General features: G+C 32.7%; 10 protein-coding genes and 2 tRNA genes. 9 read left to right on the forward strand and 3 right to left on the reverse strand.

What is annotated here, in order from left to right; translation table 11 throughout:
- Positions 1-56: 56 nt before the first annotated feature.
- The 7 genes from UEQ13_RS15025 to UEQ13_RS15055 all read left to right on the forward strand — a co-directional run bounded on the left by UEQ13_RS15025 (position 57) and on the right by UEQ13_RS15055 (position 8,199).
- The gene (locus UEQ13_RS15025; RefSeq protein WP_329807157.1) at positions 57-749 is read left to right on the forward strand and encodes a DUF6252 family protein; all 693 of its coding nucleotides are present in this window, start codon (positions 57-59) and stop codon (positions 747-749) included.
- Between the two features lie 146 nt (positions 750-895).
- Positions 896-5,422, forward strand: coding sequence for a DNA polymerase III subunit alpha (gene dnaE, locus UEQ13_RS15030; RefSeq protein ID WP_329807158.1), 4,527 nt, complete (start codon positions 896-898; stop codon positions 5,420-5,422).
- Between the two features lie 67 nt (positions 5,423-5,489).
- Positions 5,490-6,062, forward strand: coding sequence for a peroxiredoxin family protein (locus UEQ13_RS15035; RefSeq protein ID WP_329807159.1), 573 nt, complete (start codon positions 5,490-5,492; stop codon positions 6,060-6,062).
- Between the two features lie 118 nt (positions 6,063-6,180).
- Positions 6,181-6,498 (forward strand): thioredoxin, encoded by a 318-nt coding sequence (gene trxA / locus UEQ13_RS15040; protein WP_329807160.1) that lies wholly within the window; start codon positions 6,181-6,183, stop codon positions 6,496-6,498.
- Between the two features lie 96 nt (positions 6,499-6,594).
- Positions 6,595-7,521, forward strand: coding sequence for a DUF58 domain-containing protein (locus UEQ13_RS15045; RefSeq protein ID WP_329807162.1), 927 nt, complete (start codon positions 6,595-6,597; stop codon positions 7,519-7,521).
- 86 nt (positions 7,522-7,607) lie between these two features.
- Positions 7,608-7,681 (forward strand) — tRNA-Asp (locus tag UEQ13_RS15050).
- Between the two features lie 444 nt (positions 7,682-8,125).
- Positions 8,126-8,199 (forward strand) — tRNA-Asp (locus UEQ13_RS15055).
- Between the two features lie 49 nt (positions 8,200-8,248).
- On the opposite strand, the gene UEQ13_RS15060 is transcribed toward UEQ13_RS15055, so the two are convergent.
- Positions 8,249-8,752: a DUF456 domain-containing protein gene (locus UEQ13_RS15060; protein WP_329807163.1), complete on the reverse strand. Its 504-nt coding sequence runs from the start codon at positions 8,750-8,752 to the stop codon at positions 8,249-8,251.
- 40 nt (positions 8,753-8,792) lie between these two features.
- Between UEQ13_RS15060 and UEQ13_RS15065 the strand changes: the two genes are divergently transcribed.
- The gene (locus UEQ13_RS15065; RefSeq protein WP_329807165.1) at positions 8,793-9,266 is read left to right on the forward strand and encodes a hypothetical protein; all 474 of its coding nucleotides are present in this window, start codon (positions 8,793-8,795) and stop codon (positions 9,264-9,266) included.
- 94 nt (positions 9,267-9,360) lie between these two features.
- Here UEQ13_RS15065 and UEQ13_RS15070 read toward each other — a convergent pair whose 3' ends face one another.
- Together UEQ13_RS15070 and UEQ13_RS15075 are read right to left on the reverse strand one after the other, a co-directional pair.
- Positions 9,361-10,380 (reverse strand): glycosyltransferase family 2 protein, encoded by a 1,020-nt coding sequence (locus tag UEQ13_RS15070; protein ID WP_329807167.1) that lies wholly within the window; start codon positions 10,378-10,380, stop codon positions 9,361-9,363.
- A 78-nt stretch (positions 10,381-10,458) separates the two neighbouring features.
- The gene (locus UEQ13_RS15075; protein ID WP_329807168.1) at positions 10,459-11,397 is read right to left on the reverse strand and encodes a hypothetical protein; all 939 of its coding nucleotides are present in this window, start codon (positions 11,395-11,397) and stop codon (positions 10,459-10,461) included.
- 53 nt (positions 11,398-11,450) lie between these two features.
- Here UEQ13_RS15075 and ruvC point away from each other — a divergent pair, with 53 nt between their 5' ends.
- A complete protein-coding gene (gene ruvC / locus UEQ13_RS15080; RefSeq protein WP_166125504.1) occupies positions 11,451-12,005 on the forward strand; it encodes a crossover junction endodeoxyribonuclease RuvC in 555 nt (184 codons plus the stop codon).
- Positions 12,006-12,075 lie beyond the last annotated feature (70 nt).

Here is a 12,075-nt window from a genome sequence, read left to right on the forward strand (position 1 = left end):
TGCAACTGTTTGAAAATATAATATATATTTGTACATCTTTCAAATTAAAAACACAAATGAAAAAAATATTTTCAATACTTGCCCTTACATTATTATTGGTTTCTTGTGAAAACGATGTTAAAACTAATTCACCAGCTTTTCAAGGCGAAAAAGATAATGTCTTTTGGCGTGCTGCAGATTCAAAAGTAACAATTAATGCTGGAGGAACAATTTCAATTAATGCTTATACAGATAAAGAATTAGTAACTATTGAAGTTCCTAATACTGTTGGAGTTCATAATCTTGGAACTTCAAATACAAACATAAGTGCTTCTTATTCATACAATAATGAAGGAACAGTGTTGTTTTACGAGACGTCTTTAATTGAAGGTCCTGTTTATAAATTAGCAGGAGTAGTTGCTAACGGTTCTGGATATGCAAGTTTGAATGCTAGTAATGTTACTACAACTGGAGGTTCAGGAAATGGATTAACTTTGAGAATAACTACAAATACGGCAGGTGCAGTAATTGGTGCTACTATAGCAAGTAGAGGTACTGGTTATGAGCCAGGTGATGTTGTAACAGTTAACGGTGGAAATGCAAATGCAACTGTAAGAATATTAAGTGTAATGAAAAGTAACGGAGTTGTTGAAATTGAAAAAATTGAAGGAAATGCTTACACAGGAACATTTAGTTTCAATGCAGTAGATGATAATGGTAATGTAGTTAATTTTAATAAAGGAACTTTTTATAAAGTACCAGCTTACTAAAATTTCTTAACTTATATATAACATCTAACCACTTCATTACGAGGTGGTTTTTTGTTTTTGTTAATAACTAAAATTGCCTTAAAAAAAGATAAATTGTACTTTTGAAATCTTCCTTTTTTTAGGAGTTTTTAATTTAGAATTCTATTATGTATTTAATCTTTGATACCGAAACTACAGGTTTACCTAAAAGTTGGTCTGCGCCAATTACAGATACCAACAACTGGCCTCGTTGCGTGCAAATTGCTTGGCAATTACATGACGAGATGGGAAACCTTATCGAACATCAAGATTATTTAATTAAGCCAGAAGGGTATAATATTCCTTTTGACGCCGAAAGAATTCATGGAATTTCTACTGATTTAGCCGCTCAAGAAGGTCACGATTTAAGTGAAATTTTAGAAAAATTTAATATCGCTTTATCGCAGTCAAAATATATAGTTGGACAAAATGTTGGCTTTGACGTGAATATTATGGGTTGCGAATTTCATCGTTTTGGAATTGCAACTGATTTAACCAAAATGCCCGTTTTAGATACGTGTACGGAAACTACAGCCTTATTATTAAAATTACCTGGTGGTCGTGGTGGAAGATTCAAATTACCAACTCTAACAGAATTACACGAATTTTTATTTAACGAAAAATTCGCAGAAGCCCACAACGCAACTGCCGATGTAGAAGCTACAACGCGATGTTTTTTAGAATTAGTAAAACGTGGCAATTTCAATTCCAACGAATTACCCGTTTCTGAAGAATATTACACCGCTTTCAGAACTAACAATCCAGAGGTAAAACCAATTGGTTTAAAACACGTTAATTTAAAACAAGCTTCGACAAGCTTACGCGAAAAATTACAGCAACAACTTCCAAAAGATATTGAAATCTTACCAGAAAATTTGGAAGATATTTCAGATGTTGCCTTTGCACATTTGCACAATCATTCTCAGTTTTCAGTTTTGCAATCGACTATTTCAATTCCGAAATTAATTGAGAATACGGCCAAACAAAAAATGCCAGCCGTTGCTCTGACAGATATTGGAAATATGATGGGTGCTTTTCAATTCGTGAGCGGGATTTTAAATCATAATAAATCAGCAGAAGCTAAAAATGTAGCATCAGTTGAGGCTGGTGAACAACCAACAGAAACGATCATCAAACCCATTGTAGGTTGTGAATTCTTCGTGTGTAACAATCACAAAGACAAATCGAATAAAGACAATGGCTATCAAATTGTTTTGTTAGCAAAGAATAAAAAAGGCTATCATAATTTAGCGAAACTATCTTCAAAAGCATATACAGATGGTTTTTATTACGTGCCTCGTATCGATAAAGAATTAATCAAACAATATAAAGAAGATATCATTGTTCTGACTGGAAGTTTATACGGAGAAGTGCCAAATAAAATTCTAAACATCGGAGAAAATCAAGCGGAAGAAGCTTTATTGTGGTGGAAAGAGCAATTTGGTGAAGATTTGTATATCGAATTAATGAATCACAATCAGGAAGATGAAAAAGCGGTAAATACTACGCTAATTCAATTTTCTAGAAAACATAATGTAAAGCTAATTGCCACAAACAATACGTTTTACATCAATAAAGAAGATGCCAACGCACACGATATTTTATTATGTGTAAAAGATGGTGAAAAACAAGCAACACCAATTGGTCGTGGAAGGGGTTACCGTTTCGGATTACCGAATCAAGAATATTATTTCAAGTCGACAAATGACATGAAAAAATTGTTTCCGCAAACGCCGGAAGCGATTAGTAATGTGCAAGAAATTGTAGATAAAATTGAAATTTATTCGCTTTCGCGAGATGTATTACTTCCGAAATTTGATATTCCAGATGAATTTCAAGTTGCAGAAGATTTAACTGATAAAGGTGTTCGTGGTGAAAATGCATATTTACGACATTTAACGTACGAAGGTGCCAAAAAACGTTATGGAGAAATCACAGATAAAATCAGAGAACGTATCGATTTTGAATTATTAACGATTAGTAATTCAGGTTATCCAGGTTATTTCTTAATTGTACAAGATTTCATTGCCGAAGCCAGAAAAATGGATGTTTCAGTTGGGCCTGGTCGTGGTTCTGCAGCAGGTTCGGTAGTAGCCTATTGCTTGTGGATTACGAATATTGATCCAATGTTGTATAACCTGCTTTTTGAGCGTTTCCTTAATCCCGACCGTGTATCGATGCCCGATATTGATATCGATTTTGATGATGAAGGTCGTGGTAGAGTAATGGATTATGTAATTAAAAAATACGGTTCGAACCAAGTAGCGCAAATTATCACCTATGGTAAAATGGCTACGAAATCAGCCATTCGTGATACAGCTCGTGTGTTAGATTTACCATTGTTCGAAGCAGATAGAATTGCCAAATTAATTCCAGCGATGATGCCAGGAAAATGGAATTTGGCACGTTTTCTTTCTGAAAAAGAAGAAGACGTAAAAAAAGCCGTTCGTTCTGATGAATTCGATAGAGTTAAAGAATTAATCGAAATTGCTAATCAAGGCGAATTGTCTGGAGAAACTATTCAGCAAGCTAAAATATTAGAAGGTTCCCTTCGAAATACTGGAATTCATGCTTGTGGTGTAATTATTACGCCAGATGATATTACGAATTTCGTACCAGTAGCTTTAGCAAAAGATTCCGATTTATACGTTACACAATTTGATAATGCCGTTGCCGAAAGTGCTGGATTATTGAAGATGGACTTCTTAGGTTTAAAAACTTTAACGCTTATAAAAGACACCGTTAAACTGGTAAAGTATAAGCGTGATATCGATTTAGATCCCGATACATTTCCTATCGACGATAAAAAAACGTACGAATTATTCCAACGTGGTGAAACGGTCGGTATTTTTCAGTACGAATCGCCAGGAATGCAGAAATACCTGAAAGATTTAAAGCCAACGGTTTTTGGAGATTTAATTGCGATGAATGCATTGTATCGTCCAGGTCCGTTAGAATATATTCCCTCTTTCGTTCGTAGAAAAAATGGTTTAGAACCTATTGCGTACGATTTAGATGCGTGTGAAGAATATCTAGCAGAAACCTACGGAATTACAGTATATCAAGAGCAGGTAATGCTTCTGTCGCAGTCGTTAGCAGGCTTTACTAAAGGTGATGCCGACGTACTTCGTAAAGCGATGGGAAAAAAAGACAAACCTGTCTTAGATAAAATGAAGCCTAAATTCGTCGCGCAAGCGGAAGAAAAAGGACATGATGCCAAAATATTAGAAAAAATTTGGAAAGACTGGGAAGCATTCGCGAGTTACGCATTCAATAAATCGCACTCAACATGTTATGCTTGGATTGCCTATCAAACAGCCTATTTAAAAGCGCATTATCCTGCAGAATATATGGCGGCGGTGCTTTCTAATAATATGAATGATATCAAATCTGTTTCATTTTTTATGGAAGAATGTAAACGTATGGGCTTAGAAGTTTTAGGTCCGGATGTGAATGAATCGTTCTATAAATTTACGGTAAACGATAATAATGCGATTCGTTTCGGAATGGGAGCGATTAAAGGTGTGGGAGAAAATGCCGTAAAAACTATAGTTGAATGTAGAAAAGAAGCGCGTTATAAATCTATTTTCGATTTAGCCAAACGTATCGATTTACGTGCAGCCAATAAAAAAGCATTCGAAAACTTAGCGTTAGCTGGTGGTTTTGATGAATTTGGAGAGACGCATAGAGCGCAATATTTCCATTCTGATGGTGATAATATTACGTTTTTGGAAAAAGCAATGCGTTTCGGTGCGAAGTTTCAAGAAAATGAAAATTCTTCTCAAGTAAGTTTATTTGGTGATGCTTCTGATGTTCAAATTGCCGAACCAGTTGTGCCACCTTGTGAAGAATGGAATACTTTAGAGAAATTATCTAGAGAAAAAGAAGTAGTTGGAATTTATATTTCAGGTCATCCTTTGGACGATTATAAATTTGAAATGAAATATTTCTGCAATACCAAGTTGCAAGCTTTAAGTAATTTAGAACCTTTAGTGGGTAAAAATTTATCGTTTGGTGGAATTGTTTCGAATGTGCAACACAGAACTACACAACAAAATAAAGGTTGGGCGACTTTCAATATCGAAGGCTATGAAGAAAGTTTCGAATTTAAAATCTTTAACGAAGAATACCTGAAATTTCGACATTATTTGGTTCAAAGTCAGTTTGTGTTTATTAAGATTTTCGTTAAAGAAGGTTGGGCAAATAAAGAAACGGGTAAAAAATCGGATCCGAGAATTAACTTTTCGCACATGCAAAGTTTGCAAGATGTATTGCCTGATTTTGCTAAAAAACTTACCATTCAATTGCCAGTTGAAGAATTAAAAGAACAATTAATTTCAAAATTGAACGAACTTTTTTCCAACCATCAAGGCGATTTAAATGTGACTTTCGAATTGTTAGAATTAGAAAAAGTAAAACGATTTGTGAAACGAGAAATTGAAATCGATGAAGACCTTCAAGATGAAACCGTAATTGATTCTGATGATGAGATAGAAACTGCTGCTGAAATTATCGTAGAAAATCAGATGGAAGAAATTGAAGAAACGATTATTAAAAATAAGCTCGAAATGCCAAGTCGAAAATTAAAAATCAATATTTCCAAAGAGTTGTTAGAAGGTTTAGAAAAAATGCAAATCAATTTTAAGTTGAATTAAGTAAACTATCTAACATAATTTTGTTTTTATCGGCACTAAATTTGTATTATCATTTAAAAATAAAATTATGAAAAAGTTTCTTTTAATCTTTTTAGCAATAACATCATTTGCTTCGGCACAAATTGCTGATACAGCAGAAGATATTTCGCCTTTATTAATTGGTGAAAAAATACCAAAACAAGATTTGGTTTCGATAGATGAAAAATTAGTTTCTACATCTGAAATATTCAATAAAAAAACGGTTTTGATAGTGTATCGTGGTGGTTGGTGTCCGTATTGTAATTCGCAATTAATGGATATGCAAGAAATTGAAAGTCAAATCATTGGATTGGGTTATCAAATTGTGGCGGTTAGTCCGGATTCTCCTAAGTTTTTAAAAGAAACAACAACAGAAGATAAATTAAATTATCAGCTTTTTTCAGACAGTGATGGGAAATTTTCACAAGCTTTAGGAATTGCTTTTAAAAGAGAAAAGCCTAAATTAGAAAAATATTCTGAAGGTAAAAATCCTGGTTTTTTGCCAGTTCCAACTGTTTATGTTTTAAATGAAAATAGAGAAATTGAATTCATGTATATCAATCCGAATTATTCAAAAAGATTGAAGGGCGATTTGTTATTATCAGTGTTAAAAAACTTATAAATTGATTTTTCTAATTACTTAATAGTTAAAAGAAATCATAATTTTTTTCACACCTTAAATATATTTTTTACTTTCGCAGTATAATAATTAAAGTATAAAAAAAACTAAATATAAAAATATGGCATTAGCAATTACAGATGCTACTTTTGAAGAAGTAGTATTGAAATCAGATAAACCAGTAGTAGTAGATTTTTGGGCAGCTTGGTGTGGACCATGTAGAATGGTTGGACCGGTTATTGACGAAGTAGCTACTGAATACGATGGTAAAGCTATCGTTGGTAAAGTAGATGTAGATGCAAATCAAGAATTTGCTGCAAAATACGGAGTTAGAAACATTCCAACTGTATTGGTTTTCCAAAATGGAGAAGTAGTTGGAAGACAAGTTGGTGTAGCACCAAAGAAAACATATACAGACGCTATTGACGCTTTGTTATAATAGCTAAGTAGATAAATACTTAAAAGGTTCAATGTAAGTTGAGCCTTTTTTTATGCAACTTTTTTAACTTCAAGAATAAAACTATATATTTACGATATGAATTTAGAATCGCAACTTGAAAAAATATCACAGTTTAAAAACTTAGAACTTTTGGCCAATCAAATCGTCGAAGGTTTTATTTCTGGTATGCATAAAAGTCCATTTCATGGTTTTTCTGCCGAATTTGCCGAACATAAAATTTATAATCAAGGCGAAAGTACCAAACATATCGATTGGAAGTTATTTGCCAAAACCGACAGATTATATACGAAGAAATATGAAGAAGAAACCAATTTGCGTTGTCATATAATTATTGACAACTCTTCTTCTATGCATTATCCTAAGTTAAAAGACAATCAGTTGTTTTCTGAAAGTAAAATTGGTTTTTCTGTATTAGCGTCAGCGGTTTTAATGAACTTACTTAAAAAACAAAGAGATGCTATAGGTGTTTCAGTGTATTCGGATACCTATGAATATTACGCATCTGAAAAAGGAAGTGAACGTCATCACAGAATGATTTTGAATCAATTCGAAAATATTTTGAATTCTCCTAAAGAATCTAAAAAAACAGATACGATTACATTTTTACATCAAATTGCAGAAAAAGTACATCGCCGTTCTATGATTGTTTTGTTTACCGATATGTTTATTGGTGAAGATAATGAGAAGCTGTTTAAAGCTTTACAACATTTAAAACACAACAAACATAAAGTGGTTTTGTTTCATGTTTATGATAAAAAAACAGAGCTAAATTTCAATTTTGACAACACACCACGAAAGTTTATTGATGTAGAAACAGGTGAAGAAGTCAATTTATTTGCCGAAAACATGAAAGAAAGTTATGAAAAAGTAGTCAAAAACTATTTCGAAAACATTTCTAATACCTGTTCAGCATACAAAATCAAGTATGTTCCAGTTTCAGTGGATGAAAAATTCGAAAAAATTATTACTACATATTTGGTTGAAAAACAGAAGTTTGGCTAAAAATTTAAAAAAATATATAATATTTTTTGCCAAAACATTTGCAGGTTTCAAAAACTGTAGTATATTTGCACTCGCATTACAGCAACGGTTTGGTAGTTCAGTTGGTTAGAATACCTGCCTGTCACGCAGGGGGTCGCGGGTTCGAGTCCCGTCCAGACCGCAAAATTTGGGAAGCACTTCAGAAATGAAGTGCTTTTTTGCCCAAATATCTTGAGGTTCAAGATTAAGGTAGTTGTGTTGTTTACCCGAGAGATCGGGAAAGGTTTAGTAGTTAGACCAATGAAAAGCTTTCCATTTTTGGGAAGCTTTTTTGATTTAACACTATTTCTTATTCTTCGAAAAATTTTAAAAGTCAAGTACAACAAGCTTAGTTTTATTGTAAATACTTTCAAATAAAGAAAAATTTTATATCCTAAACACTTCTAATTTTACTTCTAAATGCTTTTATTTTAGCGTTATTATTTTTTATTTGTTCATTCATTAGTTTTGTTAGTTTCTGATTATCAGTTTGATGGTGCTTGTTTGAATTTTTGTTTGTGAAAAATCGAATTTGGTTGTTTTTTTTAAGTAAAATAATTCTATATTTGCACTGCATTACAGCAACGGTTTGGTAGTTCAGTTGGTTAGAATACCTGCCTGTCACGCAGGGGGTCGCGGGTTCGAGTCCCGTCCAGACCGCAAAAAAAAAGCTCTTCAGTTTTGAAGAGCTTTTTTTATTTATCCCAATTTAATTCACCCAAATTTCTAAGTTTTTAAAAGTAATCCAAATAAAAATTCCAAATAAAACTAAAGCATAAAACACTTTCATGAAAGTTCCGGCTAAAAAGCCAATGAAAGAACCAAAAGCAGCGTTTAAAGCTCGTTTTTTGTCTTGAGAGTTGTAGATAAGTTCTCCAATGAAAGCACCTAAGAACGGACAAATTAAAAAGGCAAAAGGTATCGGTAAAAAGATTCCAACCACTAAGCCAATATTCGTTCCCCAAATGCCGTAATTACTGCCGCCAAACATCTTCGTTCCTTTAGCAGGAATGAGATAATCTAAAATACTTAAAACTATAGTTAAGACTAGCGTAATTCCTAATAACCAATAATTGGTTTCAATTCCAGGAACGAAAAATAAACACAATAATCCAAGCCAAGATAATGGTAAACCTGGCAAAACGGGTAAAATACTACCTATAATTCCACCAATCAGTAAACAAATTCCTAAAATCAATACAATATATTCCATAAAAGTGTATTTTTGAAAATCTAAAAGTATAAAAAAATAAATGAACAAAGTAATTGCTTTATTCTTGATACTCTCGCTACAATCGTGCCAGTTTTTCGATAAGAAAGTGCCCGACGAAAAGGTGTTGTTAGAACAAGAACTCAAAAAAATCAATTGGGAGCAAGTAGACGAATTCCCCTCTTTTTCGGAATGCGATTCGATAACGGATAAAGACAGTCAGCAAAGTTGTTTTTACGAAACGCTTTCTATGCAATTGCATTCGAAATTAAAAGACGATAGCATCGCAAAATTGTTTCCGCAATTAGATACGATTCAAGTAAAAGTGGTAATTTCTTCTAATTCTACTTTGAATTTCGAACCGATTATTTCAGATTCAATTACGTATAACAAACCACAATTAGACAGTATTTTTCAACTGCGATTAACCGATTTTCCAAAAATTAACCCAGCGATAAAAAGAGGTGTTCCTGTGAAAACCGAATTTCAAATGCCGGTGGTTTTAAAAAAGAAGTAGTTTTTTTGGAGCTATTTCCTGCTATCCGCTATATTTTTTGTTTTTGTTCCCTTTTAATGGTCACAAAAACAAAAAGATGCCGCTACTATCAGGGCTAAAACTGTCTATCCTTCCAGTCAAATTTCCCGAACAGCGCTTTTACAACAACTAAAACGGTAAAAAAAGGATAAACTAAAAAACTGGACAAATAGTTTTTGAAAGGCAATCTAAAATAAGAAGCACTAAATTTCAAGAACATAAAATCAATTCCAAATTTCAACACCCAAAAATATGTTGTAAATTTTATTAATTCGAATTGATAAAAAGGCGCAACTAACAAAAGTAATCCACTTAAATTAGTCAAAAAGACAATAATTCCTAAAATTTTCGGATACCAATTCGCATAAGCTGAAGTTTTACTTGCCCATCGCACTCTTTGATGGATTAAGGTTTTCCAAGAATCGCAACTTTTAGTAAAAACGATATTCAAATTACCTAAATACGATATTTTATCAGGAGCCGATTTCAAAGCTTTTTGCAATAAAAAAACATCATCACCACTCGCCAAGTTATTGTTGCCTTTAAATCCGTTTAAGTCTTTAAAGAAAGTTTTTTCATAAGCGAAATTCGCACCATTACACATAAAAGGTTTTTCAATTCCGAAACTTCCAGCTGTCACGCCTTGTAAGCTTAAAAAATCATTATTTTGAAAATCGTGTAAAAATCCAGTTTCAGATACATAACCAACAGAACCTATACACATTTGAGCTTTCGTTTCTTGAATTTTTGCATCAAAAATGGCTAACCAATTTTCAGGAACTTCACAATCGGCATCAGTAGTTACAATCCAATTGTATTTCGCTATTTGAATTGCTGTTTCAATCGCATCTTTCTTTGGAGAATTGCTTTTCCTTTGGTTTGGAATAATTTTAAAATCGTAAATCGCACTTCGTAAATCGTACTTTTCTTCCGATTCATCATCTACTAAAATCACTTCAAATAATTCTGTTGGATACTTCAATTTCTCAATCGAATTTAAAAGTATTGGTAAATTCTCAGCCTCATTTCTAAAAGGCACAACTATCGAAAAAGTAGTTTTTGGTGAAGAAGATTCTATTGTGTTTTGCTTATTCATTTTCGAAATGCCAAAAGCCAATTGAGTAATCAAAGCCGCATAAAGGAATAAAAGTAGCGCAAATAAAATCATAGAAATTTAGTGACTTTGAGTGTTCGTGGAATCATCTCGCGTTTTATAAATCAACACAAAATAACTTCCAATGACAACCGGAAGTACCACATTTAACAACCACATAAAAGTACTAATAAATAAAACAACATATTCATCAATGTTCAATTTTTCGAAAAACCAAATCGCCACACCACCTTTTACTACAAAATCTAAAAATTGAAAAGAAGGTAAAGAACTGGCAATAAAATAAACAGCAGTAATGGTTGCCATCAAAGTGAAGTAGTCAATTTGGATACCAAATAGCAAAAACAAAAAGTAGTATTGGTGCGAAAATGTCAAATATCTAGTAATGGCTAATAAAATATTTTTCTGATGGATTTTCTTCGGAATTTCTGTTATTTTTTCTAAAAACAAAGCAATGGAATAGCCTTTTATATTTGCATTCTTCGTTAAGAAAAGAAAAGTTAAAACTAAAAACCCAATTCCGATTAATATGAAAAAGTATAACGTGTAACCTAAATATAGCAAACCAATCAAACCAAAAATAATGCTCAAAACCATTTGAATGCCGTTGCAAATCAAGTTTAAAAACAAAACACGTTTAGTTTCTGTTTTTGGAAAATAAAGTGCTTTTCCTGCATATTCCCCAATTCCGTTTGGTGTAAATAAACCAGCAGTAACGCCTGCTAAAACTTGTTTGGTAGCCGTGAATAAAGAGATTTTCTCCATCACTAAAACTAAATTCTTCCACTTCAAAATCTCTAAAAAACGATTCAAAACACTAAAACATAACATAAAAAGTATCCAGCCAATAGTAAATTTATGTTGTAAAATATCTGAAAATTGTTTCCAACTCAGTTTATCATCGTGCGCTAATTTGTCGTAAATAAAATAAAAGGCACCAAAAACAATGACCAGTTTTATTATAAGTGTGAGATATTGTTTAGTTTTGTTTGAAATCATTTTGCAAAGAAACAAAACTTTGAACTTGAAACCTTAAACCTGAAACAAAAATTTTGTCAAACGAACGCATCATACTCGGCATCGATCCTGGAACTACTATTATGGGTTTCGGACTTATTCGTGTCGTGAATAAAAAAATGGAGTTTATTCAATTAAATGAATTACAACTCAATAAAATGGACGATCATTATATGAAGTTGAAGCGTATTTTTGAGCGAACCATCGAGTTAATCGACACCTATCATCCAGATGAAATTGCTATTGAAGCACCATTTTTTGGTAAAAACGTACAATCGATGTTGAAATTAGGAAGAGCGCAAGGTGTGGCTATGGCGGCAGGTTTGTCACGAGATATTCCCATAACAGAATACGAACCGAAGAAAATAAAAATGGCCATTACTGGAAATGGAAACGCCAGTAAAGAACAAGTTGCGAAAATGTTGCAACAATTATTAGGTCTAAAAACATTACCTAAAAATCTCGATTCTACAGATGGTTTAGCTGCCGCGGTTTGTCATTTTTTCAATACAGGAAAAGTGGTTGGTACGACGAGTTATTCCGGTTGGGACGCTTTTGTGAAACAGAATGAAACGAGAGTGAAAAAATAAAAAGAACATTAAAAATTTGGCACAATAATTTTTTAGAATAGAAGTTATTAGTTCTAATAAATCATTTTCA

The organism is Flavobacterium facile, from assembly GCF_036321945.1.
In the GTDB taxonomy this organism is placed as follows: domain Bacteria; phylum Bacteroidota; class Bacteroidia; order Flavobacteriales; family Flavobacteriaceae; genus Flavobacterium; species Flavobacterium facile.